This is a genomic window from Bacillus sp. FSL L8-0152 (genome assembly GCF_038006365.1).
Taxonomy (GTDB): Bacteria; Bacillota; Bacilli; order Bacillales; family Bacillaceae_G; genus Bacillus_A; species Bacillus_A cereus.
In genome coordinates this window covers 3625705-3651871 of record NZ_JBBOVB010000001.1, presented here as the reverse complement: position 1 = coordinate 3651871, position 26167 = coordinate 3625705, and the positions used below count along the sequence as shown (strand labels likewise).

The following is a 26167-nucleotide window of genomic DNA, read 5'->3' as shown; positions in this document are numbered from 1 at the left end:
AGAGAGGGTGTCAACAATGGAAAGAAGAGTGCCAATTACGGTTGAAGAAGCTGTTCGTAAAGTGATAGGACTTGCTGATAAAGGCTTAAAGGAGCTATTACCAATTGAATTAGCTTATGGACGTATATTAGCAGAGGATTTAGTAGCTGACCATGATGTACCGTCATTTAATCGTTCGCCGTATGACGGATTTGCTATTCGAGCAGAAGATACTAATTTAGCAAGTTATGAAACGCCAATTGTATTTGAAGTAGTGGGTGAAATTGGTGCAGGATCGCTATTCCATGAGAAAGTAGGTCCGTTTCAAGCAGTTCGAATTATGACGGGAGCACAAATTCCGAATAAGTGTGATGCGGTTGTTATGTTAGAGCTGACTCGTCAATATGAGAAGAATGGCAACAATTATATGGAAGTGAAGCGATCATTCAAAACGGGCGACAATATTTCTTTTCAAGGTGAAGATGCTCGTAAAGGAACGGTTCTTGCAAAGAAAGGATCGTACATTAATCCAGGTATTTCAGCTCTTCTTGCTACATTCGGTTATAGTGAAGTGCCAGTTGCGAGAAAGCCTGTAATTGGACTGTTAGCGACTGGGAGTGAATTGCTTGATGTCGATGATTCATTACAGCCAGGGAAAATCCGAAACAGTAATACGTATATGATATTGTCTCAAATTCGAAGAGCGGGCGGCAGAGTAAAATATTTTGGGAGGTTTAGTGATGATTTTAATACGTGTTTTACAGCTGTGAAAGAAGCGCTTGGCCAAGTAGATATGTTAATTACAACGGGCGGTGTATCTGTAGGAGATTATGATTATTTACCAGCTATTTACGAAAAGTTAGGTGCATCTGTTCTTTTTAATAAAGTTGCAATGCGACCAGGAAGTGTTACGACTGTAGCACAATTAAATGGCAAGTTATTATTTGGTTTATCAGGAAATCCATCAGCTTGTTACGTAGGGTTTGAATTATTCGTAAGACCGTGTATTCGGACGTATATGTTTAGTGAAAAAGTACATTTAAAAAGAGAAAAAGCGTTATTAGGAGAAGATTTTCTAAAACCGAATCCATTTACAAGATTTGTACGAGCAAAATTGCAATATGATGAGGGGAAATTAATCGCTTATCCATCAGGGTTTGATAAATCTAGCTCAGTTTCTTCATTGGCAGAATCAAATGCGTTTATCGTATTGCCGGGCGGGACAAGAGGATATAAAAAAGATATGTTTGTTGATGTTCTATTATTAGAAGATAACGAAGGTAGTGAATGGCCTTGGACATTTCATAAAGTGAGAGGTGGTTCTAATGAGACAAGCGCTATTTGAAATTGTAGATAATCCGATTTTAGTTGAAGAAGTAACGAATAAAGTCGCAAGAAGGGAAGCAGGTGCGATTACAACATTCATTGGTACGGTGAGAGAATTAACAAAAGGAAAACGAACGCTACATTTAGAGTATGAAGCATATAAACCGATGGCAGTAAAACAACTTATGAGAATTGGTGAAGAGATTAGTGAAAGATGGCCGGATGCAAAAGTAGCAATTACGCACCGTGTAGGGCGGCTAGAAATAATGGATATTGCGGTAGTCATTGCAGTTTCATCACCGCATCGTAAAGTAGCTTATGAAGCGAATGAGTACGCGATTGAACGTATAAAACGAATTGTTCCAATTTGGAAAAAAGAATTTTGGGAAGATGGAACGATGTGGATTGGAGATCAACTTGAAAACACACCATATCCAGAAGGAAAACCAAAGAAGGAAGAATGAGAAAATGATTACAATTTTATTATTTGCAAATCTGCGTGAGGAAGTTGGATCGGATCGATTAGTAATTTCAGAAAAGCAAGAAATGACAGTGCAGCAATTAAAAGAATGGCTCAAAGTCAGCTATTGTTTACAATCGCTGGATAAAGTGATGGTGGCTGTTAATGAGGAGTTTGTAATGAATGAAGAGATGATAAAGGCTGGAGATATAGTCGCATTAATCCCGCCCGTTAGCGGCGGGTAATAAGCTTTTTCACCAGATGAAGCGCCAAGAAGATGTTGTATATAAATTAGAATAAGAGAAGGGATGAGTTCCATGCTTACTCAAGAACAAATAATGAATGCATTAAAACATGTAGAGGACCCAGAGTTACACAAAAGTGTTGTAGAATTAAATATGGTTAGAAATGTACAAATGAACGGAACAGAGGTTAAACTTGAAGTAGTACTAACAATCCAAGGTTGTCCGTTAAAAGCAAAAATTCAACAAGATATTGAAGAATCACTTCACGCAATTGGTGCTTCTAAAGTGGATGTAACATTTGGTTCTATGACACAAGAAGAACGTGCAGCTTTAACAGAGAAGTTAAAGAAAAATACTAGAACAGAAACTGGTATGCCGAGTATGCTTCGCCCGGAGTCAGGAGTACGTTTTATTACTGTAACGAGCGGAAAAGGCGGAGTTGGAAAATCAACGGTGACAATTAATCTTGCAACTGCACTAGCTCGTATGGGGAAAAAAGTGGGGATATTAGATGCGGATATATATGGTTTTAGTATTCCAGCTATGATGGAAACGAATACGAAACCAACGATGATTGATCAAACGGCAATTCCAGTCATTAGTCACGGTGTTAAAATCATGTCGATGGGATTTTTTACAGAAGGAAATAACCCAGTTATGTGGCGCGGTCCGATGCTAAATAAATGGATTCAAAATTTCCTTGCGAATACGCACTGGGGAGAATTAGATTATTTATTACTTGATTTACCACCAGGTACAGGAGATGTTGCGATTGATGTTGCAGCGATGATTCCGCAAGCGAAAGAAATAATTGTTACAACTCCGCACAATGTAGCTTCATTCGTTGCTTCAAGAGTCGGTGTAATGGCAAAGCATACGAAACACGAGATTTTAGGTATTGTGGAAAACATGGCTTATTATGAAGAACAAGATGGATCGAAAAATTATCTGTTCGGAAAAGGCGGCGGCGAAATGTTAGCAGAACAATTGCAAACAGAAGTGATTGCGCAAATACCTTTTGCAAAACGAGAAGAAAATAACGGTTCATCTGTATATGATGAAGACTCTCTTGTAGGAGAAGTGTTTACATCGTTAGCGGAGGATATTATTTATAAAGGATAGAGGGGGAAGTTTAGTATGGCGTGTAATATAGATCATTCTATTGAAGATGTAATGAATAAGCTCGAAAGTCAAAAGAATTCTTTACCTGAAGGGATCTTTAAAGAGTTAAAGAGTTTTTTACAAGGTAATCATTCGCAGAAATTATTAAATGATATTTTTCACCTTCTAAAAAAGTATGATTTAGTCAGTGAGGAAGAACGAGAGACGAGAAACGCACAATTATTGCACATTTTGAATTAAGTACTTTTTGGCTTTAGAATTTTTTCAGAAGGGGTGAATGTGATGGATATGAAAAAGATGATTGAAACGATAGAAGTAACTAGAGTGACTGACGAGGAATTATCGATTTCGAATTTACATCCAAAGCTTGTGAAGTTGTATAGTCAAAAAGATAGTACAGAGTATACGAAGCTATTAAAATATATTTTATCATTATCCGTGCAGTTGAAGCTGAATCTCGTATTGAAATATTTTGGTGTGCGTCCGATTGTTGCTGCAGACGAGCGTATGCAATTTCAAGAGATATTTAAATGCTTAGCTAAGAAAGATGAGAATGGGGAATGGTTTCTAAATTTGGTTTCTTTATATGTAGGGCTAATTGTAGTTCTTCATTTTGAGGAGAAAGTGATTGAGAGCAGTTTTTTTGATGATATGGTAGTGGGTGAATGTAATGAAATATAAGATTCTGCTCATAACATTTTTCTATTTAAATGCTTTAATTGCGATTTTAGTTGGTTTTGTAAATATGAAGGTAACTAATTAAGAAAAAGGAATGAAACTAGTTTGATAAAAAGAGTTCTTCAGTTGTTTCCGGCGTTTTTTCGTGTTACCATTAAGCGAATTTTTCATAAGGAGAGAAAGCGATGAAATGGATTTATTTTCTTATTATTAACGTTATAGCTTTTAGCCTTATGGGGCTTGATAAACGAAAAGCAAAGAAGAAACAGTGGAGAACGCCAGAAAGTACGCTGTTTTTATCAGCGGCAGCTGGGGGAGCAGTTGGAGCTTGGATTGGTATGTATATGTTTCATCATAAAACTCATAAAAAGAAATTTGTTTTCGGCATACCGTTACTTGTTGTAATAACGGTATGTTTATTATTCGTTGTATGAGAAATGTCGAAAGAAATGCAGATTGATTATTGGTAAAGTGAGCATGTGAGACCGTATAATGGAGAAAAAATGAGAAGAGGAGAAAAAGGAAGATGGGGAGTCAATCAGCAGAGCAAAAAAAAGGGATACTATATGCGGCTGGTGCTTATACGATGTGGGGAATTCTACCGATTTATTGGAAATGGGTTGAGGAAGTTCCAGCAGATGAAATATTAGCACACCGCATCGTTTGGGCGTTTGTTTTTATGTTACTTGTATTAGGTGTTACGAAGAGGTTTCGCCAGTTTATTGGGGAATTTGTGAATCTTTTTAAACGACCTAAATTATTAATGTCATTAACAATAGCTTCAGTCTTGATTAGCGGAAACTGGTTTGTTTACATATGGGCCGTTAATCATAATCATGTTATTGAAGCGAGTCTTGGCTATTATATTAATCCGCTTATTAGTATTTTACTTGGTACAGTCGTTTTAAAGGAAAAGTTAAACTTTTGGCAATATGTTGCAGTTGGTTTAGCAGGAGTAGGGGTTGTCATTTTAACAGTACGTTTCGGATCTATTCCGTGGGTTTCTCTTTCACTTGCCTTTTCATTTGGATTATACGGATTAACGAAAAAACTATTAAATTATGATGCTACAATTGGACTTACGATGGAAACCATGTTAGTGACGCCGTTTGCGATCATTTATCTTGTTATGACAGGAGCACATGGTTTCGGCTCATTTGGATCTATTTCAATGTTATCAACGTTACTTTTAATAGGAGCAGGTACTGTAACGGCATTACCACTATTTTATTTTGCAAAAGGAGCACAACTTATTCCGCTTTATATGGTGGGATTTTTACAATATATTGCGCCAACAATTAGCTTAATTTTAGGTGTATTTGTATTTGGTGAACATTTCACATCCACACATATGATTGCATTTTTCTGTATATGGGTTGCTTTATTTGTATTCTCGGTAGCGAAGACAAAGTTCTTAGTGCAGAAACAACCGAAATTTATAAAAAATAAATCAGCAAAAGTATCATAATGCGTAGTATTTTCTACGCATTTTTCTTTATACTGATACTATATAGGATTTCCATCATAGCTAGTAGGGAGCTGAGAACGTGGAAACAATTTTACATAATGATCCGCTTATGGCCGCTGTAATTTCATGGTTTTTAGCACAATTAACGAAAGTAGTCTTTAAATTAATCAAAACGGGTGAATTTGATTTTGCAAAGTTTTTTGCTTCAGGTGGGATGCCAAGTTCTCATGCTTCAACAGTGACAGCACTTGCTACAGGAGTTGGGGTAGTAGAAGGTGTGGAAAGCTCGATGTTTGCGGTTGCTACTATTTTTGCCATTATTGTTATGTATGATGCTTCAGGAGTAAGGCTTGCAGTAAGTAAACAAGCAAAAATATTGAATGAGTTTTTTCACGGTAGAGAAACAGAATATAAGAAGTTAAATGAACTTGTTGGGCATACACCGTATGAAGTAGTAGTTGGTGCTTTATTAGGGATTATTGTCGGAGTAGGATATTGTTTATGAGCGGAACATTTTATATGTTCTGCTTTTCTTTGTTTTTATACATATTCAGCTACCTTTTTGAATATCGTTATACGGATTTCGAAAGGGTGGGTGAGTAACTTGTTATTATATGAAAAAGTGCATGAAGAAATAGCGAGAAGAACAACTGCACTTCAAACAATGCAACGGCAAGATGGTACGTGGCAGTTTTGTTTTGAAGGAGCGCCACTAACAGATTGTCATATGATTTTTTTATTAAAATTATTAGGTAGAGATAAAGAGATAGAACCGTTTGTAAAAAGATTAGCATCACTTCAAACAAATGAAGGAACATGGAAATTGTATGAAGATGAAATGGGTGGTAATTTATCTGCTACAATTCAATCTTATGCTGCCTTACTTGCATCGGAAAAATATACAAAAGAAGATGCGAATATGAAGCGAGCGGAAATGTTTATAAATGAGCGCGGGGGGGTAGCGCGTGCTCATTTTATGACGAAGTTTTTATTAGCAATTCATGGAGAATATGAATACCCTTCTCTCTTTCATTTGCCAACACCAATTATGTTTCTGCAGAATGATTCCCCTCTCAGTATTTTTGAACTGAGTAGCTCAGCACGTATTCATTTAATTCCGATGATGTTGTGTTTAAATAAAAGATTTCGAGTAGAGAAAAAGTTATTGCCAAATTTAAATCATATTGCAGGCGGGGGCGGAGGATGGTTTCGGGAGGACCGATCTCCGGTTTTTCAAACATTATTAAGTGACGTGAAGAAAATTATAACGTATCCACTTTCTTTGCATCATAAAGGATATGAGGAAGTAGAACGTTTTATGAAAGAGCGTATTGATGAAAATGGAACATTATATAGTTACGCAACTGCCTCGTTTTATATGATTTATGCTTTACTTGCATTAGGACATTCTATTCAATCACCAATTATTCAGAAGGCTATAACGGGAATCACATCTTATATATGGAAGATGGCGAGAGGGAGCCATTTGCAAAACTCTCCGTCAACTATATGGGATACAGCTTTACTCAGTTATGCTTTGCAAGAAGCTCAAGTTCCGAAAGCAAGTAAAGTGATTCAAAATGCATCAGCGTATTTACTAAGAAAACAGCAAACAAAGAAAGTAGATTGGAGTGTACATGCACCGGATCTCTGCCCAGGTGGTTGGGGCTTTTCGGATGTGAATACGACGATTCCAGATATTGATGATACAACTGCTACGTTAAGAGCATTGGCGCGAAGTAGAGGGAACGAAAATGTAGACAATGCTTGGAAGCGAGCGGTTAATTGGGTTAAAGGATTGCAAAATAATGATGGTGGTTGGGGGGCTTTTGAAAAAGGGGTAACGAGCCGTATATTAGCAAATTTACCAATCGAAAATGCAAGTGATATGATTACAGATCCTTCTACACCAGATATTACAGGAAGAGTGTTAGAATTTTTCGGGACGTATACGCAAAATCAATTGCCCGAGAAACAAAAACAAAGTGCGATAAATTGGTTAATGAATGTACAAGAGGAAAATGGATCGTGGTATGGGAAATGGGGAATTTGTTATATATATGGTACGTGGGCAGTGTTGACGGGTTTACGGTCACTCGGAATACCATCTAGCGATCCATCATTGAAACGAGCAGCTTTATGGCTTGAACATATACAGCATGAAGATGGTGGCTGGGGAGAATCTTGCCAAAGTAGTGTGGAAAAAAGATTTGTTACTTTGCCATTTAGTACACCATCCCAAACAGCATGGGCGTTAGATGCCCTCATTTCTTACTATGATAAAGAAACGCCAGTCATTCGCAAAGGTATTTCATATTTGCTCTCCAACCCTTATGTAAATGAAAAATATCCTACTGGAACAGGCTTGCCAGGTGGGTTTTATATTCGTTATCATAGTTATGCTCATATATATCCGTTGCTTACTTTGGCTCATTATGCAAAAAAATATAGAAAATAAACCGAGAGATGTCTCTCGGTTTATTTTGTTGGGTAGTAGGTCCCTTTTGAAAAGAATAAGGTTGTGATGTACCTTATTTTTCGGTTGATTGGCGTTTTTGACGTGCATCAGCGGCATTTGCACGTGCGTTTGCTTCTAAGTCATTGTGGTCAGCGAGTTCGCGAGAGAACTCAACATCAATGCCATCAGTTGCTTTGCTTTGTTTGAAATTCTTTTTGTTCATTCGACATAATCTCCTTGCACTTTATGCGACGTTGCAAAGTTAGTTTGACACAAATAGACTTTTTTATACAAAGAGGAATTGAAAAGCAAAAAGCCGAAATATACAGTATAAGTAATAGAAATGGGGGATAGGAATGGAGTTTTTAAATGGGAAAACAGCTGTTGTAACAGGAGCTGCACAGGGAATTGGAAAAGAGATTGCAAGGGTTTATGCAAAACTAGGGGCGAAAGTATTAATTAGCGATGTAAATGAAGAGAATCTACAAAAAACGACACGTGAGTTATCAGATGAAGGATATGAAGTGTGCTCATATCGATGTGATGTGAGTAATCAAAATGAAGCGAAGTCGTTAATTGAATATGCGGTTCAAAAATTCGGTACATTACATATTTTGGTGAATAACGCCGGGATTACAAGAGATGCAATGTTACATAAAATGGAGAAGTCTGCTTGGGAACAAGTATTACAAGTGAACTTAACTGGTGTTTTTTATTGTATGCAACCAGCGCTTCTTTACATGAGACAACAAGGGTATGGACGCATTATTAATATATCTTCAATTAGTAGAGAAGGAAACATAGGTCAAGCAAATTATGCGGCTACAAAGGCAGGAGTTGTCGGTTTAACGAAAACAGCAGCGAAAGAAGTTGGAAGCTTCGGTATTACTTGTAATGCGATTTGTCCGGGTTTTATGGATACAGATATGACAAAAACGATACCAGATAAAGTGAAAGAAAAGATGGTTGGTGCTATTCCAGTTGGTAGAATTGGAACGCCAGAAGATATTGCGAACGCAGCAGCTTTTTTAGCATCAGAATACGCATCTTATATTACAGGTGAAGTATTAAATGTGAGCGGAGGACTGCAAGTTTAAAGGAATACATAATGAAAAGAACCTGACCAGGTAGGTCAGGTTCTTTCTCATTAATTTAAGTTAAGCCAAACGCTCTTTACTTCTGTATAGTTATTTAATGCGTAAGATCCCATTTCACGGCCAAGACCAGATTGTTTAAATCCTCCAAATGGAGATGCTGCATCAAAGACGTTATAACAGTTTACCCATACTGTACCTGCACGTACTTTACTTGCAACATAGTGTGCTGTTTTAACATTTTCTGTCCACACACCAGCCGCTAAGCCGAATTGTGATTTATTTGCACGTTCAATTACTTCATCAATATCGTTAAACGGTATTGCAGAAATAACTGGACCGAAAATTTCTTCTTTTGCGATCGTCATTTCATCATTTACGTCAGCGAATACTGTAGGAGAAACGAAGTAGCCTTGATCGAATGGATTACTTCCTCCGCATAGTACTTCAGCTCCTTCTTCAATCCCTTTTTCAATGTAGCCCATTACACGTTTTTGTTGTTCTTCAGAAACGAGAGGACCAATTGTTGTTTCAGGGTTAAGACCGACACCTTGATTTAGTTTTTTAGAATAGAGGACGAGATCAGCCATGACATTATCATACATTTTCTTCGGAACAAATAAGCGTGACCCAGCAGAGCATACTTGTCCTTGGTTAAACATAACACCAGAAAGTGCACCAGGAATCGCGCGAGATAAATCAGCATCTGGCAAGATGATATTTGGTGATTTACCGCCTAATTCAAGTGTAACGCGTTTTAATGATTCGGATGCTTGTCGCATAATTTGTTTACCGACAGGAGTAGAACCGGTAAATGCAATTTTATCAACGAGTGGATGATTAACGAGAGCTTGTCCAGCTGATTCACCGAATCCAGGTACGATATTAATAACACCTTTCGGGAATCCAGCTTCTTCAATTAATTCAGCTAAGTATAGAGCAGATAGTGGAGTTTGTTCTGCAGGTTTTAAAACGATTGTACATCCTGTAGCAAGCGCTGCTCCCATTTTCCACATTGCCATAAGAAGCGGGAAGTTCCAAGGGATAATTTGACCAACGACACCAACAGCTTCATGGCGTGTATAGTTAAAGTAATCACCGGAAACAGGAATTGTTTGACCAACGATTTTCGTAGCCCATCCAGCGTAATAGCGCATATGCTCAATTGCAAGTGGTATGTCTGCTGCCATTGTTTCACGGATTGGTTTTCCGTTATCTAATGTTTCGAGCTGTGCAAGCTCTTCTTTATGTTCTTCCATTAGATCAGCTAACTTGTACATGAGACGGCTTCGCTCAGCAGTGCTCATACGAGACCAAGGACCTTCGTCAAAAGCCATACGAGCTGCGACTACAGCTTTATGAATATCTTCGCGACCAGCTTCAGAAACGACGGCAAGTGTTTCACCAGTTGCTGGGTTAGGTGTTTTAAACGTTTTACCGGAAGCGCTTTCAATGAAAGATCCATTCACATATAACTTTTTTGTACCTTGAAGAAACTTTTCTACCTTTTCATGAAGATTTACAGCTAGTTGACTCATTGTATAACCCCCTTGAAAATATAATGTAAACGCAGTACGAGACGGCGCTTATTCCGAAATCAAGGATGTGGAAACTAGATGGAAAGCCTCTAATTAAAATCATAATTAATAAATACTGAAAATTCAAATTTCATTTGTGTTACAATTGTAAAAAATATGTAATGTAAGAGAAGCTTCTATATGATTATAAAAAATCCTGCTTGTTTTTGCTTTCTAGTAGGAAAAACTAGAAGAACAATGGTACAATAATACATCGTGAGAGGAGGGGGAAAAATGAAAGATTATCATGATGATCCACGCTTTCGAATAGCCCATAGAGAAGCGTTAATTGGTCTTGGACTTGCTATTATTAATTTTATAATATGGTACGGATTTGCTTATGGGCTTGGTAGTAAAGATCCGAGTGAATATACATATGTATTAGGTTTTCCCGCATGGTTTTTTTATAGCTGTATCGTTGGATTTATCGTTATGGTTATTTTACTTAGTTTAGTTGTTCGTTTTGTATTTCAAGATATTTCACTCGATGAGGAAGAAAAAAGTGAGGAATAATAGATGAATTGGTATGTAATCATTCCAATGATAATTTCGTTTATCGTTGTATTTTTAATTGGTGTATATGCTTCAAGACGCGTGCAAGCAACAGCACATAATAAATTTTTACAAGAATATTTTCTTGGTGGGCGTGAGTTAGGCGGTTTATTATTAGCGATGACAATGATTGCTACGTACGGTAGTGCAAGTAGCTTTATTGGTGGTCCCGGTATTGCTTACAATATGGGGCTTGGATGGGTACTATTATCTGCGATTCAAGTTGTAACAGGATATATCGTTTTAACGGTTATCGGTAAAAAGTTTGCAATTATTGCTAGGAAGATGGAAGCAATTACTCTTATCGATTATTTAAAAGGAAGATACAATAATAAAGCAGTTGTTATACTCTCTGCGTTATGTATTATTATCTTTTTATTTTCAGCGACAGTAGCCCAGTGGGTCGGCGGTGGACGATTAATCGAGTCACTAACGGGTCTATCGTATACAACAGCACTATTTTTATTTACTTTTTCTGTACTTGTGTACGTATTAATTGGTGGATTTCGTGCAGTCGCGCTATCAGATACATTATTAGGAATCATTATGTTAGTTGGAACGACAATCATTTTAATTGCTACTGTCATTGCTGGTGGTGGAATTGAAAAGATTATGCAGGAACTTGTTCAAATTAATCCAAATTTAATTACACCATTCGGAGCAGATGGCAGTTTAACGAAATCATATGTTACATCATTTTGGATTTTAATTGGAATTGGCGTTGTAGGTTTACCGCAAATTAGTGTGCGTGCCATGTCTTATAAAAATTCAAAAGCTATGCACCAAGCTTTAATAATTGGAACAGTTGTCGTTGGTACAATTATGATTGGTATGCATTTAACAGGTGTATTTGCAAGAGTAGTACTTCCAGGTATAACGGTACCAGATAAAGTAATGCCGCTACTCGCGATGGAAGTGTTGCCACCTTGGTTAGCTGGAGTTTTCTTAGCTGCACCAATGGCGGCGATTATGTCTACAGTAAACTCTTTATTATTACTTGTAAGCTCGTCAATTATTAAAGATATATACGTAAATTACATAAATAAAGATGCAGCAGACAGTACGATAAAAAAAGGAAGTTTGTGGATTACTGGTATTGTAGGGCTACTCGTTTATGCAGCGGCGATTAAACCACCAGATTTTTTAATATGGCTAAATTTATTTTCTTTCGGTGGATTAGAAGCAGCATTCATTTGGCCAATCGTATTAGGGTTATATTGGAGAAAAGGAAATGCTACAGGAGCGCTTGCTTCCATTTTCGTTGGAGTAGGTTCATATATGTGTATTCATCTTTTCTATCCAAATCCGTTCGGTATACATACAGTTGTCTTCCCAATTTGTTTTGCGTTTATCGCTTATGTTATTGGAAGTATGAGTGCTGTAAAAAAAACAGTATAGGTTAGCTGAAGAACGTAGTCCTTATAAGACTGCGTTTTTTCGTATGAATTTGTTCTTTTTTATTCTGTATATCCACGTTTATTCATAAATTAATAACAACTGAGGGGATGGAGTTGAGGTCGATGAAAAAAGTGTTATTTTTAGGAGACCCAGGCATTGATGACTCTTTAGCAATTATGTATGGATTGTTGCATCCTGATATTGATATTGTTGGAGTAGTAACGGGATATGGAAATGTAACACAAGAAAAGGCGACAAGTAATGCCGCATATTTATTACAAATGGCAGGACGGGAAGATATACCTGTTATTAATGGTGCGAAAATTCCTTTATCCGGAGATGTTACAACGTATTATCCAGAAATTCATGGGGCAGACGGTTTAGGGCCAATTAAACCTCCAAAAACTTTTTCGCCAAATATAAAGCCTTTTTGTGCATTTTTTGATCTTCTTGAAAAATATAAAGGGGAATTAATAATAGTCGATGCTGGTAGATCAACAACACTAGCGACGGCATTTATTTTAGAAAAGCCGATGATGAAGTATGTGAAAGAATATTATATAATGGGCGGTGCTTTCTTAATGCCTGGCAATGTAACACCAGTCGCAGAGGCGAATTTTCATGGTGATCCGATTGCGTCGCAATTAGTTATGCAAAATGCTAAAAATGTGACATTAGTACCACTTAACGTTACATCTGAAGCAATTATTACGCCGGAAATGGTAAAATATATTACGAAACACTCTAAAACGAGTTTTAATAAGTTAATCGAGCCGATATTTACGTATTATTATAAAGCTTATAGAAAGTTAAATCCGAAAATAAAAGGAAGCCCAGTACATGACGTCGTTACAATGATGGTTGCGGCAAATCCATCTCTTTTAGACTATGTATATCGTCGTGTCGATGTAGATACAGCTGGAATTGCAAAAGGAGAGAGTATTGCTGATTTTCGGCCTCAACCTGATGCAAAAGCATTAAAAAATTGGGTGCGAATTGGTTGGTCGTTACATTATAAAAAGTTTCTTGAGGATTTTGTGAAATTTATGACGTAGACATAATAGGAGCATACAAGTTAAAATAATGGAGATGGTTATTTAAATGACCATCTCCATTATTTTGTTTTTTAAATGATAAATAGAGAAGAGTTACACAATAGGAGAGGAATTTTACTTGAAAAAAACTATAGTATGCGCAGTAATTGTGGGTATTTTTGTTTTGCTAATATCGGGTAACTTTTTAGTGAAAAAAGTGTGGAGTTCAAATAATGATGATGCACAGTATATTGCATCTTTTATTGAAGAACATAAAGATGAAAAAAATAGTGCGCTTCTAGTAAAGAGAAATGATAAAGTTGTTTATTCTGTAAACCCAAATGTTGTATTGCCAGTTGCAAGTACGATGAAATTAATTGTGGCGCTTGAATATACGAAACAAGTTACTGAAGGGAAAATTGATTCGTCTAGTTTCGTGTCGATTAACGATGTGAATCGCTATTATGTGCCGAATACAGATGGTGGTGCACAAGATAGATGGCAAAAGTATTTGGAGAAGACGGGCAAGATAACTGAAGGAGCGGTTTCTTTAGAAGAAGTGGCAAAAGGAATGGTTAAGTTTAGTTCGAATGCAAATGCTGAATACTTAATGGAATTGTTAGGATTAGACAACATCAATCGAAATTTACAAAGTTTATCACTTCCTGCACATCAACCACTATTTCCAATCGTTTCATCTTTGTATATCCCGGGATATTTGCATAAAGAATTACATGTTCCAAAATATAAAATAGAGAAAAAGTTAAAAGAAATGTCTCAAGAGCAATATCGTGAATATTCGATGATTATTCATGAACGCTTAAAGAAGAAGGGACCATTATTACAGAAGGAAATTCCGCTTTATTTAGAGGAACGTTACGACAAAATTTGGTCAGATAGATTACCAGCAGCTTCTGCAAATGATTATATGGTATTACTTCAAAAGGCAAACCATAAAGGTGGCTTGACAGAAGCTGAAGAAAAAGTGTGGGCAAATATCGTTGAAACAGACATGAGTGCCAAGAAATACCGTAAAACATTTAGACATGCTGGGCAAAAGAATGGTTACACACCATGGACGGTTACAAAAGCAGTTTACGCTATGGATAAACATGGAAACTGTACAGAGATTGTGTTTTTGGCGAATAATTTAAATGAAGACGATAGTGCAGAAATACGGAAACATTTAGCAAACTTACATTTCCAAGTGTTGCAAAGTGATAAGTATGATGCGACTTTTATTAAATAAACTCGGTGCAGAGAGCGCCGAGTTTATTTTTATGTACAGGCACTTTTTTTCTATCAACGGGTATGATGGGTAGTAATACTTAGGTGAGAGGGGAAAAGGTGATGAAACAGAGTAAGGAAGAGTTTATAAAGAGTGAAGGCGCTGATTTCCCTGGAAAAACATATGTGGATTGTGTATTACAACATGTATTTGATTTTCAACGAAATTACTTATTGAAAGATATGTTTCAAGTGCATAAAGCACATATTACGATGCTGACTGAAGAAAGTTTAATGAAAATAGAAGAAGCTAAAGTTATATTAAACGCACTTAGAAAAGTAGAGCGAATACCAAAAGATAAATTGGTATATACAGAGCGGCATGAAGACCTCTTTTTTTTAATCGAACATTTAATTTCTCAAGAAGCGAAATGCGATTTTGTAAGTAATATGCATATTGGTAGAAGTAGAAATGATATGGGTGTAACGATGTATCGCATGAGTTTAAGGCGGTATATATTACGATTAATGGAACGTTATTTGCTATTGCAAGAAAGTGTACTGCAACTTGCTGATGATCATAAGGAAACGATCATGCCAGCTTATACACATACACAACCGGCACAGCCAACAACATTTGGTCATTATACTTTAGCAATTTATGATACGATGCAAAGAGATTTAGAACGAATGAAAAAAACGTACCAGCTTTTAAATCAGTCTCCAATGGGGGCGGCTGCACTCTCTACAACAAGTTTCCCGATTAAACGAGAACGAGTTGCTCATCTACTTGGATTTACAACTGTAATTGAGAACTCATATGATGCTGTTGCCGGAGCGGATTATTTATTAGAAGTTAGCTCGCTACTTATGGTAATGATGACGAATACGAGTAGATGGATTCATGACTTTTTGTTGTTAGCAACGAAAGAATATGACGGTATTACTGTTGCAAAGCCATATGTACAAATTAGTAGTATTATGCCGCAAAAACGAAATCCGGTTTCAATTGAACACGCTCGTGCAATTACGAGTAGTGCTTTAGGAGAAGCATTTACAGTATTTCAAATGATTCATAATACACCATTTGGTGATATTGTTGATACGGAAGATGACTTGCAGCCATATTTATATAAAGGGATTGAAAAGGCGATTCGTGTTTTTTGTATGATGAATGCAGTGATCCTAACGATGAAAGTAGAAGAAGAAACGTTAAAAAGTCGTTCCTATAAACATGCAATAACGATAACGGATTTCGCTGATGTTTTAACGAAAAATTATGAAATTCCATTTCGGCATGCTCATCATGCAGCAAGTGCTATTGCAAATATGTCATTGGAGCAGAAAAAAGAACTACATGAATTACACTTCAAAGAGATAAATATGTACTTGCAAGAACATTTTAAAATAAATTTATTAGAAAAAGAGTGGAAAGAAATTATATCGCCAGAAGCTTTTATTCAAAAAAGAAATGTATACGGTGGACCGAGTAAAAAAGAAATGAAGCGTATGATTAAAAATCGAAAAGAGTCCTTTCGAAAAGAAGAAGATGTATTTGAAAAGGAAAAACAGAGAATTTTACAAGCTGAAAATGCCTTGAATACATTAGCTTTGAATATTATTGAATCGTAAAAGAGGGATTTAATGAATTAATCGCCAATACTTAATTAAAATATAAATAGAGAGAAGAGATTGTCGATGATTCAATTACATGTATATGAAGAGATTTTTCATTTTAAAGAAGATGTTACACCATTTCTAGAAAAGAATGAGCAGGAAAACAATCTCATATTAGGTGTATTACAAATGGTTCAAGAACCGATATTTATGGGGATAGCGAAACAAGGAGAAGACATTGCGGTTGTATTTCTGCAAACAGAAGAGAAGAAACAAATCATTGTTGCAACTTCTGAAATTTCGGGAGTAGCTATTGAGGAACTTGCAAAAGAGTTAACGAAAGTATATCCGGATATTCCTGGCTTGATCGGTAATAAGAAAATTGTACAGAAATTAGCGGAAGAGATTGCGGTATTAGAAAATAAGAAAATGAATGTTGCAATGGAGCAAGGTGTGTATGAGCTGAACAGAGTAAAGAAGAAGTGTAATGCGAACGGACTTTTCCGGGCGGTAAATAATGATGAATTACCATTAATAGAACAGTGGATATATCAATTTTGTGAAGACGTAAAGCTTCCTACTACGAAAGAAGAAGCAAAACAAACTGCGCATACATTAATAACTACAAATCGACTGTTTGGTTTGGAAGTAGATAGGAAACTTGTTTCTGTAGCTGCAAAAACGAGACCAACGAAAAATAATATAACAGTTAATTTCGTATACACGCCGAAAGAAGCAAGGAAAAAGGGATACGCATCTAATTGTGTAGCGGCACTTAGTCAACGTATGTTAGATGAAGGGTACAAGACAACTACGTTATATACTGATTTAGCGAATCCGATATCGAATAAAATTTATCAAGAAATTGGTTATGAGCAAATTGCGGAGTCTGTGCTTATATTTTTAGAGAAGTAAAACAAAAAGGTGTGCAATTTTAGCACACCTTTTTGTTATTCATCAATTCTAATAATCTCGCCTTGAGGGAAGTCCTCAGTTTCTAGTAAGTTACGAATAGCTTTCGCAACATATTCAGGTGGTAATAGTTTTCCTTCTTCTTTTAATGCAATGAAGCGGTCCAAATTTATGAAATCTTCTTTATTTGTTTCACGAATTTGTGATTGCATATTAGTATCAACAACACCAGGTGCAAAAGCGACGATTTTTACTGGATATTCTTTTTCTACTTCTTCAGTTGCTACGCACTGTGTAAACATATTTACACCAGCTTTCGTTGTACAATAAGCGCCCCAGCCAAAGTAAGGGTTTTTTCCTGCACCAGATGAAATGTTAATAACGCGTTTATCTACTTTCCAGTCTTTCGTATGTTTCATAAATGTAGATGTAAGAATCATAGGTGCAAGTAAATTAATGTGAACGTTCGTAATGAATTGTTCACTTTCAGCTTTTTCAATTGGCTTCATAGGTGCAACTGTACCCGCATTATTAATTAAATGAATAGAGGATACATTGTCTTTTTTAATAGATGAAATGATCTCTTTAAAGTTAGTTTCTAAGTTATGTACATCTTGAAGATCTAGGGAATGAAAAATGCAATTGCTGTTATATTGCTCTGCAAGTTTTGTAAGCTCTTTATTTTCTCTTCTAGAAATAGAGATGACAGTTGTATTTTTTTCTAATAATTGCGTAGCGATTGACTCACCTAAACCTTGTGAAGTTCCTGTTATGATAACGTAGCGCATAGTTTTATAAACCCCTCTCATATGTGCGGAATTTTGTTGGACAACGTACATTGTATAGTTTGTCTACATTTTATAGTATAGAGCACTTTTTACTATAATTGAAATGAGATGATTGTGTGCCTTTTATAAATAGGTTTACGACAACAGTACCTGGTGCCGTCACGTTTACTGGGAATACGCTGGGACTTAGCCCTACATCACCTGCACCAGGTAATATTTTTGGTACACTTGCTGTGTTTACGACAGTAAATACAGCATTGCAAGTACCAGGGTTCCCAGCAGGGACAACAGATGAATGGCAATTGAATTCTTCAAGTGCAATTTTAAATCTTCCAGCGGGAAGCAGTGTATTATATGCAGAATTAGTTTGGGCTGGTACTTTCCGGACTGATACGGAAGATGTGTTACCATTTTTAAATGATAACATTACATTTACAACGCCAGCAGGGACGTTTTCTGTTACGCCAGATCCTGCTACCGCGCAGCAAGGTTCAGTAGGAAATCAGTTTTATTATGCTCGCTCTGCCAATGTAACAAATCTTGTTAGTGCAGGTGGAGCAGGCACATATACAACGGGTGCTGTGCCAGCTGCAAGAACTTCAGCCGACCCAACAATCAGTCGTTCAGCTGGATGGACGCTTGAGGTTGTGTATCAAAATGCAAGTTTACCACTTCGAAATTTGTCAGTATATGCAGGTCAAGAAATTATCGATGCTTCATCCCCGCCAGTTGATGCTACAATTTCAGGTTTTGCTACGCCGGCAACAGGAGCTGTTACAGGAAGAGTGCTCGTAACTGCTCAAGAAGGTGATTCTAACATTGTTGGAGATCAACTTCGCTTTGGGCCGAATGCAAATGCTACAGTTGCATTATTCGGACCGAGAAATCCTGCGAATAATTTCTTTCAGTCACAAATTTGTAATGATAGTGGAAATTTAGATACGAGCGGCACGTTTGGAGATTTGAATCAGCCGTTAGGGGTAGCTTTGGCCGTCCGAAGACAAGGGTGGGATATTACGAATGTAGATGCCTCCTCATCTTTAGTAAACAGTCAAACATCAGCAACGGTTCGATTTGTTACAAATGGAGATGGATACGCAGCAGCTGGTTTTGGTGTTCAAATTGATGCAACAGGTCCAATTATTAATCCTGTTAAATCAGTTAATAGAACAGTCGCGGGGGTAGGGGATACTCTCACTTATACAATTACGGTCCCAAATACAGGAACAGGAAGTGCAGAAAACGTTGTATTACGTGATAGTATTCCGAACGGAACGACGTTTGTTGCAGGTAGTGTTACGGTAGGGGGAGTAACACAGCCGAATGCAAACCCTGCTAATGGAATTAATTTAGGTACAATCCCAAATAACACGCAAAGAATTGTTACATTTCAAGTTCGAATAACATCATTCCCGAATCCCAATCCTATTTTAAATCGTGCAATGGTGTCATATCAATTCCGTCCCTTCGTTGGTAGTCCTCCTATTACAAGTACGTCTTCTTCAAACACAGTACAAACGACAGTGAACCAAGCAACTATTAGTATGCAAAAATCTGTAGATTTACAGACGGCAACACTTAATGATGTATTAACGTACACAGTTAATGTCACAAATAATGGAAACGTCACTGCGAACAATGTTATTTTTGTTGATAGTATCCCTGCTGGAACAACATTTGTCGCAAATAGCGTTACGGTAAATGGAGTAGCGCGTCCAGGAGCGAATCCAGCAAGTAGTATTAATCTTGGAAGTATTAATGCATCGCAAACGACTGTAGTGCGCTTTCAAGTTCGAGTAACATCGAACCCTCTTGTCAATCCAATTCCAAACCGTGCGAGTGTAACATTTAACTTTACTCCAGTGCCTGGTCAACAACCAGTTTCAGGGCAAGCGACAAGTAATACTGTAGTTACGACAATTAATATAGCTGATATAACAACGAGAAAAACAGTGGATAAAGCTTTTGCAACGGTTAACGACGTTCTTACGTACACGGTAACAATTCAAAATACAGGAAATGTACTTGCAACGAACGTTATTTTTCAAGATCCGATCCCAATTGGAACGACATTTATCGCAAATAGTGTGACTGTGGATGGGGTTTCACAACCTGGGGTAAATCCAGCGACTGGGTTTACAGTAGCTAATATATCTCCTGGCGGAAGTAGGACTGTTACATTTCAAGTACGAGTAACATCTACACCATCGGGAGGTACGATTGCGAATCGCGGAAATGTATCTGCTAATTTCGTCGTTATTCCGAATCAGCCACCGATAACAATTAATAGACAAACGAATACAGTTGTGACACAAGTTAATACAGGCGGTTTAAATGTAATAAAAGAAGTAAATACAACGCAAGCGGCGGTAGGGGATACTTTAACGTACACAATTGCCGTCCAAAATACAGGGAATGTTCCGTTAACAAATGTATTTTTCCAAGACCCTATTTCTTCTGCTGTTTCATTTGTTGCAAATTCTGTAACAATTAATGGAGTACAGCAAAGTGGACTAAATCCGAATACAGGATTCTCTCTTCCGAATATTCCTGCGGCTCAAACGGTTGTAGTCACATTTGACGTAGTAATTGTACAGAATCCAGAAAATGAAGATATTTTAAATCAAGCAAATGTAACAGCAAGCTTTCAAGTGAATCCGAATGAACCACCAGTAACAATCAATGTACCGAGTAATGTTGTGAATACGACAGTACAATCAGGAAACTTTGAAGTTGTGAAAGCAGTCAATACGGATGTTGCAACAGTAGGGGATATTTTAGTATATACAATAGAAGTCATAAATGCAGGTAGTGTACCAGCTACGAATGTATTTTTCCAAGATTCAATTCCCCAAGGGACATTATTTATTGAAAATAGTGTAGTTGTGAATGGTGTTTTACAAGAAGGGGCAGATCCAGAACTTGGATTCCCATTAAATAATTTGCCTACTGGCGCCAGTGTTATTGTTACATTTGAAGTATTAATTGATGAAATTCCCCAAGGAAATAATGTTGTAAATAATGCGAATGTAACTGGAGATTTCCTTGTAAATCCAACAGAGCCGCCGATTACTGTAACAGTACCAAGTAATACTGTTATGACGATCGTGAATTCTTCAGGGTTAAATGTAATGAAAAGTGTAAGTGCTACTGAAGCCGGTGTAGGAGATACGTTAACGTATACAGTTCGTATACAAAATAGTGGAACGGTGACAGCGACAAATGTATCATTCCTTGATCCGATTCCAGTTGGAACCACTTTTGTAGCGAATAGTGTAACAATAAACGGGGCACCTCAACCAGGTTTAAACCCGACAACTGGATTTCCACTTGCTAATATTCCAGTAGGAGGAATGGTGACGGTCACTTTTCAAGTGACAATCACGAGTGTACCACAAAATAGAGTTCTTCCGAATAATGCGAATGTCACTGCTGATTTCCAAGTAAGTCCTCTCCAGCCACCAATTACAATTGTAACGATTAGTAATATTGTTGTGACGCGAGTGAATGTAGGATCACTTAATGTAATGAAGAGTGTAAATACACTACAAGCCGGTGTAGGAGATACGTTAACGTATACGATTCTTATTCAAAATACAGGAACTGTTCCTGCAACGAATATTGTTTTTCAAGATCCAATTCCGTCTGGTACTGCCTTTGTAGCAAATAGTGTGACGATAAATGGAGTCGTACAGCAAGGCACGGATCCTATGCTAGGTTTCCCGGTACCAAATATTCCGGTCGGGCAAACGGCTACGATTACGTTTCAAGTTACAGTGACGAGTGTTCCGAGCGGTGGAAATATAAGAAACCAATCGAACGTTACTGCAAGTTTTCTTATAAACCCAGCAAACCCTCCAATAACGACTGTTACAAATAGTAATTTTGTAGTGACGCAAGTAAACACAGCACAGTTAAATATACAAAAATCTTCATCTGTACAACAAGCAGCACTTGGAGAAACTTACACGTATTCTGTTGTCATTCGAAATAACGGTACAGTAACAGCAACGAATGTCTCTTTCCTTGATCCAATTGCTTTAGAAACAACTTTTGTAGCAAATAGTGTAACGATAAATGGAACGCCACAACCTGGATTTGACCCAAATGTTGGTTTCCCGCTTCCTAATATTGCAGCTGGAACATCATTGACAGTAACGTTCCAAGTTACGGTAGTTGCACCGTCTACACGTGGAGCAGTATTAAATACAGCATCTGCTACAGCCACTTTCTTATTAAATCCTTTACAGCCACCTGTAACAACAACGAATTCAAGTAATACAACGGTAGTTACAATACCGTTACCTCCTCCTGGTGAAGTAACTGCAACAAAAACAGTTGATGTTGCAACTGGGGCCGTTGGGGATGTATTAACGTATACTGTGCTCATTTCAAACGTAGGAATTATCCCTGTTACAGATGTGTTCTTCCAAGATGTCATACCAGAAGGAACGACGTTTGTTGACAATAGTGTAACGATAGGTGGAGTGCAGCAACTTGGTTTAAATCCAGAAATAGGATTTACAGTTACTCCATTATTAATCGCTGGTGGAAGTATTGAGATCACATTCCAAGTGACGATTACAGAAATTCCAGATAATGAAGTCATATTAAATGATGCAGATGTTACATTTACTTCACAACCAAATCCGCAGGAACCACCGATTACGGAAACGATATTAACAAATTTAGTCGTTACGACAATTAATATAGCTTTTATTTTTCCATTGAAACTAGTAGATAAAGAAGTAGCGACGGTGGGAGAAATATTAACGTATGATGTATTGATTTTTAATTTCGGAACAGTGCCAGCGACGAATGTTCAATTTATCGATACTACTTCCGCGGGTGTAGCATTTGTACCAGGAAGTGTGAGCATAAACGGGGTACCAGCACCAGGATTAGATCCTTTCATTGGTTTTACAGTTCCAGATATACCTGTCGATGATTTTGTACTTGTCACATATCAGGAAGTGGTTACAAGCATACCAGAAGGTGGAACGATTGTTAATTTTGTAGACGTTACAGCTACATTTGCTGTAAGTGAAACAGAACCCCCTATTACGGAAACAACGACAAGTAATACGACATTAACAGAAATCAATGAGCCTGGTTTGAATGTTTTAAAATCAGTGAGTCAGCCGGTTGTTGCAGTAGGCGATACAATCACATATACAACAGTAGTTCAAAATACAGGAACAGTGCCAGCAACGAATGTTCAATATAGTGATGTATTACCTTCCTCTATAGCATTCGTGCCGAACAGTGTAACGATAGATGGTGTGTTACAACCTGGATTCAATCCGAATAACGGATTCCCGCTTCCAGATATAAATCCAGGTGAAAGTGTAGAAGTCATCTTCCAAGTAACCGTTGTTAGTGCGCCATCAAACGGAACAATTGCCAATACGGCAAATGTAACTGGAAGTTTTGTATTAGTACCAGGAGAACCACCAGTTATAGTAACAGAGCCGAGCAATACAACACTTACAACTGTAAATAGAGGGCAATTTAATGTTATTAAACAAGTAAATAGGGTTGCTACTCTCGTTGGAGATATATTAACGTATACGGTTCAAATAACAAATACAGGAACAGTAACAGCTAATGCTGTTCAGTTTGTTGATACCATTTCAGCAGGAGCGTCATTTGTACCAAATAGTGTAACGATAAATGGAGCCCCGCAACCAAACTTAAATCCGATTACTGGATTTGGAGTTGGAGATATCCCAGTTGGTGAAACAGTTATAGTGACGTTTCAAGCGACAGTTACAAACATCCCGTCATCAGGAACAATTACGAACGTTGCAAATATAACAGGAAGCTTTACTTTAGTGCCAGGAGAACCACCAGTTGTAGTAACAGAGCCGAGTAATACGACGATAACTAGAGTGAATAGAGGACGATTCAGCGTTATAAAATCTGTAAATAAAGAAGCGACACGATTAGGAGATACGTTAACGTATAGTGTGCAAGTTACAAATACGGGAACGGTAACAGCAACGAATGTTCAGTTTATCGATGTTCCATCACCTAGTTTAGAATTCGTTCCTGGAAGTGTACAAATAAATGGGATTCCGCAAGTAGGTTTAGATCCATTTGTAGGCTTTGCATTGCCTGATCTTGCAGTAGGGGATAGTGTATTAATTACATTTGAAGTAAATGTAATCGCAGTTCCGCCTTCTAGTAGCATTATGAATACAGCAAGAGTAACGGGTGATTTCGAATTGATTCCAGGAGAACCTCCGTCTACAATTACAAATTCAAGTAATACGACGGTTACGCCGGTAAATAGAGGCAGCTTAGATATGCTAAAAGAAGTAGACCATTCAGTTGTTGGTGTAGGAGAAACGGTAACGTATACTGTTCGTATATTAAATACTGGTACTGCTGATGCAATGAATGTTCAATTTATCGATGTGCTATCTCAGGAAGCTGATTTCGTTCCAAATAGTGTAACGATAAATGGGGTTCCGCAACCGGGGTTAAATCCGCAGATTGGATTTACGATACCTGATATACCAGTTGGTGAGACGGCACTTGTAACATATGAAGCTACGATTACAAGTTTTCCGGATGGTGGTACAGTAGTGAACGTTGCTGGGGCGTTAGCAGAATATATTTTAGTACCAGGGGAGCCGCCAGTTACAGTGATGGATACAAGCAATACAGTTATAGTGACGGTAAATACTGCAATCTTATTTGTTGCAAAAGGAGCAAACTTTGAAGTAGCAATGATAGGGGATGTTGTCACTTACGGAATCGCTGTTATAAATGATAGTACAGTCCCTGTGACCAATATTGTGTTAACAGATATCATTGATCCGAATACGCTATTTATAAATGGTACGGTAACGGTAAATGATGTACCTTTTCCATTTGCTAATCCGAATACTGGTATTCCGTTAGGTGATTTTCAGCCAAATGATGCAGCAATTATTAATTTCCAAGTTGTAATAATAGGAGGGCAAGTAAATAATTTAGTTACAAATACTGCTACAGCGAATGGGCTTGCAACTGTAAATCCGAATGAGCCGCCAGTAGTAGTTGAAGGTGATAGTAATACAGTTGTTATCCCGTTTATTCCTCAAAATGTCTCAACGACAGTCGTAAAAACGGCAGATTTACAGGTAGCAACAATTGGAGATGTCATTACGTTTACGACAGTCATCACAAATACGGGTGATACTGTAATGCAAAATATTCGTTTTCAAGATATGTTAGATAGTAGTGTTCGATTTGTTCCTGGAAGTGTAACGGTTGATAATACGCCAGTGCCGAATGTAAGCCCGGCAGTAGGGTTTCTTATCGGAAGTTTAAATCCTGGTGAAGCAAGGACAGTTTCGTTCCAAGTAGCAGTACAGAGCGCGCCAAATGGTTCAGGAAATTATATAAATCAAGCGAGTATTCGTTTTGAACATCAAGTAGGCACAGTATTGCCACCTGTTACACAAATAGTAGAAAGTAACATAGTTGTCATTCCATTTGTTCCAACGATTGAACAAATTTGCGAAACAAACTTTAATTGCTTAGATAAGATTCCATTTCAATGTTCTCCGTGTAATCATTTGCATGGACATAAAAAATAAAAACAGAAAGAGCATCCTGAAAAATAATTGGATGCTCTTTTTGTTTTAATCATATAGATTCATTTTCGGGCGAGGTGAAAAATTCGTCGATTTTGTCGGAGAGTAGTAATGGAATGGCTCCTTTTATAACAGAAATGTCCCAGTCCCACCATGCGAGATTCTCTAGTTTGTCAATCGTTTCTTGTGGGAAACGATATCGAACAAATTTTGCAGGATTACCAGCTACAATTGCATACGGGGGTACGTCTTTTGTAACAACGCTCCTGGCGCCGATAATGGCCCCGTTACCAATTGTAACGCCAGATAAAATACAGGATTGATAACCAATCCATACATCATTGCCGACTACGATATCACCTTTTGAAGAAGGGTGACCAGTAATATGTGCTCCTTCATCAAAAAGTGCATTAAATGGATAAGTCGTTATCCAGTCTGCGCGATGTTCACCGCCAAGTATGAAAACGACTTCTTCTGCTAATGAACAAAACTTACCTATTTTTAATTTTGTTTCATCGTTCCAAGAAAAAATGGTTGGCCCTACTTTACTATAAGTATAATCACCAATATCATATTTATTATATTCAGGTTTTTGATTTAAATATAACATGCTTCTTCAGCCTCCTTTCTCAATTAAGCGATACGT

General features: G+C 37.4%; 22 protein-coding genes. 18 read left to right on the top strand and 4 right to left on the bottom strand.

All coding sequences use genetic code 11. From position 1 onward, the window contains the following. Positions 1-16: 16 nt before the first annotated feature. From MHH27_RS18220 to MHH27_RS18175, 10 genes are all read left to right on the top strand, one after another. A complete protein-coding gene (locus MHH27_RS18220) occupies positions 17-1324 on the top strand; it encodes a molybdopterin molybdotransferase MoeA (protein ID WP_340943636.1) in 1308 nt (435 codons plus the stop codon). Continuing rightward, entirely contained in the window at positions 1305-1769 is a 465-nt protein-coding gene (gene moaE / locus MHH27_RS18215) for a molybdopterin synthase catalytic subunit MoaE (protein WP_001248111.1), read from the top strand. Before MHH27_RS18220 ends, moaE begins: the two co-directional genes overlap by 20 nt. A gap of 4 nt (positions 1770-1773) precedes the next feature. Next, the gene (gene moaD, locus MHH27_RS18210; RefSeq protein ID WP_000628502.1) at positions 1774-2010 is read left to right on the top strand and encodes a molybdopterin converting factor subunit 1; all 237 of its coding nucleotides are present in this window, start codon (positions 1774-1776) and stop codon (positions 2008-2010) included. A 72-nt stretch (positions 2011-2082) separates the two neighbouring features. Then, entirely contained in the window at positions 2083-3132 is a 1050-nt protein-coding gene (locus MHH27_RS18205; protein ID WP_090977420.1) for a P-loop NTPase, read from the top strand. Positions 3133-3147: 15 nt separating this feature from the next. Continuing rightward, positions 3148-3372 (top strand): hypothetical protein, encoded by a 225-nt coding sequence (locus MHH27_RS18200; RefSeq protein WP_000752378.1) that lies wholly within the window; start codon positions 3148-3150, stop codon positions 3370-3372. Positions 3373-3414: 42 nt separating this feature from the next. Continuing rightward, the gene (locus MHH27_RS18195) at positions 3415-3813 is read left to right on the top strand and encodes a hypothetical protein (protein WP_000367304.1); all 399 of its coding nucleotides are present in this window, start codon (positions 3415-3417) and stop codon (positions 3811-3813) included. A 182-nt stretch (positions 3814-3995) separates the two neighbouring features. Further along, a complete protein-coding gene (locus MHH27_RS18190) occupies positions 3996-4244 on the top strand; it encodes a DUF1294 domain-containing protein (protein WP_000871349.1) in 249 nt (82 codons plus the stop codon). A 92-nt stretch (positions 4245-4336) separates the two neighbouring features. Continuing rightward, complete coding sequence (gene rarD / locus MHH27_RS18185) at positions 4337-5278, top strand: EamA family transporter RarD (RefSeq protein WP_090977424.1); 942 nt, start codon at positions 4337-4339, stop codon at positions 5276-5278. A gap of 79 nt (positions 5279-5357) precedes the next feature. Further along, a complete protein-coding gene (locus MHH27_RS18180; RefSeq protein WP_090977426.1) occupies positions 5358-5783 on the top strand; it encodes a divergent PAP2 family protein in 426 nt (141 codons plus the stop codon). Positions 5784-5882: 99 nt separating this feature from the next. Next, a complete protein-coding gene (locus MHH27_RS18175; protein ID WP_098250937.1) occupies positions 5883-7736 on the top strand; it encodes a terpene cyclase/mutase family protein in 1854 nt (617 codons plus the stop codon). A gap of 73 nt (positions 7737-7809) precedes the next feature. Here the strand turns inward: MHH27_RS18175 and MHH27_RS18170 are convergent, their stop codons facing one another. Continuing rightward, positions 7810-7959 (bottom strand): YfhD family protein, encoded by a 150-nt coding sequence (locus MHH27_RS18170; RefSeq protein WP_001035815.1) that lies wholly within the window; start codon positions 7957-7959, stop codon positions 7810-7812. A 133-nt stretch (positions 7960-8092) separates the two neighbouring features. On the opposite strand from MHH27_RS18170, the gene fabG reads away from it, so the two are divergent. Continuing rightward, positions 8093-8833 (top strand): 3-oxoacyl-ACP reductase FabG, encoded by a 741-nt coding sequence (gene fabG / locus MHH27_RS18165; protein WP_000395038.1) that lies wholly within the window; start codon positions 8093-8095, stop codon positions 8831-8833. A gap of 50 nt (positions 8834-8883) precedes the next feature. Here fabG and dhaS read toward each other — a convergent pair whose 3' ends face one another. Beyond that, positions 8884-10368, bottom strand: coding sequence for an aldehyde dehydrogenase DhaS (dhaS, locus tag MHH27_RS18160; RefSeq protein ID WP_000080279.1), 1485 nt, complete (start codon positions 10366-10368; stop codon positions 8884-8886). 273 nt (positions 10369-10641) lie between these two features. Here dhaS and MHH27_RS18155 point away from each other — a divergent pair, with 273 nt between their 5' ends. The 6 genes from MHH27_RS18155 (at position 10642) to MHH27_RS18130 (ending at position 17150) form a co-directional block, all read left to right on the top strand. Then, entirely contained in the window at positions 10642-10920 is a 279-nt protein-coding gene (locus MHH27_RS18155; RefSeq protein WP_000656237.1) for a YhdT family protein, read from the top strand. A gap of 3 nt (positions 10921-10923) precedes the next feature. Beyond that, a complete protein-coding gene (gene panF / locus MHH27_RS18150) occupies positions 10924-12357 on the top strand; it encodes a sodium/pantothenate symporter (RefSeq protein WP_001104824.1) in 1434 nt (477 codons plus the stop codon). A gap of 122 nt (positions 12358-12479) precedes the next feature. Further along, positions 12480-13412, top strand: a complete 933-nt coding sequence (locus MHH27_RS18145) for a nucleoside hydrolase (protein ID WP_000756465.1) — start codon at positions 12480-12482, stop codon at positions 13410-13412. A gap of 118 nt (positions 13413-13530) precedes the next feature. Beyond that, complete coding sequence (locus tag MHH27_RS18140) at positions 13531-14640, top strand: serine hydrolase (RefSeq protein WP_090977429.1); 1110 nt, start codon at positions 13531-13533, stop codon at positions 14638-14640. Between the two features lie 101 nt (positions 14641-14741). Continuing rightward, complete coding sequence (argH, locus tag MHH27_RS18135) at positions 14742-16250, top strand: argininosuccinate lyase (protein ID WP_340943628.1); 1509 nt, start codon at positions 14742-14744, stop codon at positions 16248-16250. 66 nt (positions 16251-16316) lie between these two features. Next, complete coding sequence (locus tag MHH27_RS18130; protein WP_000615371.1) at positions 16317-17150, top strand: GNAT family N-acetyltransferase; 834 nt, start codon at positions 16317-16319, stop codon at positions 17148-17150. A 35-nt stretch (positions 17151-17185) separates the two neighbouring features. Here the strand turns inward: MHH27_RS18130 and MHH27_RS18125 are convergent, their stop codons facing one another. Then, a complete protein-coding gene (locus MHH27_RS18125; RefSeq protein WP_090977434.1) occupies positions 17186-17935 on the bottom strand; it encodes a (S)-benzoin forming benzil reductase in 750 nt (249 codons plus the stop codon). 116 nt (positions 17936-18051) lie between these two features. Here MHH27_RS18125 and MHH27_RS18120 point away from each other — a divergent pair, with 116 nt between their 5' ends. Then, a complete protein-coding gene (locus tag MHH27_RS18120; protein ID WP_340943626.1) occupies positions 18052-25524 on the top strand; it encodes a DUF11 domain-containing protein in 7473 nt (2490 codons plus the stop codon). A gap of 49 nt (positions 25525-25573) precedes the next feature. On the opposite strand, the gene MHH27_RS18115 is transcribed toward MHH27_RS18120, so the two are convergent. After that, positions 25574-26131 carry a CatB-related O-acetyltransferase gene (locus MHH27_RS18115; protein WP_000966308.1) on the bottom strand — a complete coding sequence of 186 codons (558 nt, stop codon included), beginning with the start codon at positions 26129-26131 and terminating at the stop codon, positions 25574-25576. Between the last annotated feature and the right edge of the window lie 36 nt (positions 26132-26167).

Excerpts from the sequence above, each read along its gene's own strand:
- fabG (WP_000395038.1), top strand. The coding sequence starts at position 8,093 with ATGGAGTTTTTAAATGGGAAAACAGCTGTTGTAACAGGAGCTGCACAG.
- MHH27_RS18195 (WP_000367304.1), top strand. The coding sequence starts at position 3,415 with ATGGATATGAAAAAGATGATTGAAACGATAGAAGTAACTAGAGTGACT.
- MHH27_RS18130 (WP_000615371.1), top strand. The coding sequence starts at position 16,317 with ATGATTCAATTACATGTATATGAAGAGATTTTTCATTTTAAAGAAGAT.
- MHH27_RS18200 (WP_000752378.1), top strand. The coding sequence starts at position 3,148 with ATGGCGTGTAATATAGATCATTCTATTGAAGATGTAATGAATAAGCTC.
- dhaS (WP_000080279.1), bottom strand. The coding sequence starts at position 10,368 with ATGAGTCAACTAGCTGTAAATCTTCATGAAAAGGTAGAAAAGTTTCTT.
- MHH27_RS18125 (WP_090977434.1), bottom strand. The coding sequence starts at position 17,935 with ATGCGCTACGTTATCATAACAGGAACTTCACAAGGTTTAGGTGAGTCA.
- MHH27_RS18205 (WP_090977420.1), top strand. The coding sequence starts at position 2,083 with ATGCTTACTCAAGAACAAATAATGAATGCATTAAAACATGTAGAGGAC.
- MHH27_RS18155 (WP_000656237.1), top strand. The coding sequence starts at position 10,642 with ATGAAAGATTATCATGATGATCCACGCTTTCGAATAGCCCATAGAGAA.
- argH (WP_340943628.1), top strand. The coding sequence starts at position 14,742 with ATGAAACAGAGTAAGGAAGAGTTTATAAAGAGTGAAGGCGCTGATTTC.
- MHH27_RS18220 (WP_340943636.1), top strand. The coding sequence starts at position 17 with ATGGAAAGAAGAGTGCCAATTACGGTTGAAGAAGCTGTTCGTAAAGTG.
- moaE (WP_001248111.1), top strand. The coding sequence starts at position 1,305 with ATGAGACAAGCGCTATTTGAAATTGTAGATAATCCGATTTTAGTTGAA.
- panF (WP_001104824.1), top strand. The coding sequence starts at position 10,924 with ATGAATTGGTATGTAATCATTCCAATGATAATTTCGTTTATCGTTGTA.
- MHH27_RS18145 (WP_000756465.1), top strand. The coding sequence starts at position 12,480 with ATGAAAAAAGTGTTATTTTTAGGAGACCCAGGCATTGATGACTCTTTA.
- rarD (WP_090977424.1), top strand. The coding sequence starts at position 4,337 with ATGGGGAGTCAATCAGCAGAGCAAAAAAAAGGGATACTATATGCGGCT.
- MHH27_RS18115 (WP_000966308.1), bottom strand. The coding sequence starts at position 26,131 with ATGTTATATTTAAATCAAAAACCTGAATATAATAAATATGATATTGGT.
- MHH27_RS18170 (WP_001035815.1), bottom strand. The coding sequence starts at position 7,959 with ATGAACAAAAAGAATTTCAAACAAAGCAAAGCAACTGATGGCATTGAT.
- MHH27_RS18190 (WP_000871349.1), top strand. The coding sequence starts at position 3,996 with ATGAAATGGATTTATTTTCTTATTATTAACGTTATAGCTTTTAGCCTT.
- moaD (WP_000628502.1), top strand. The coding sequence starts at position 1,774 with ATGATTACAATTTTATTATTTGCAAATCTGCGTGAGGAAGTTGGATCG.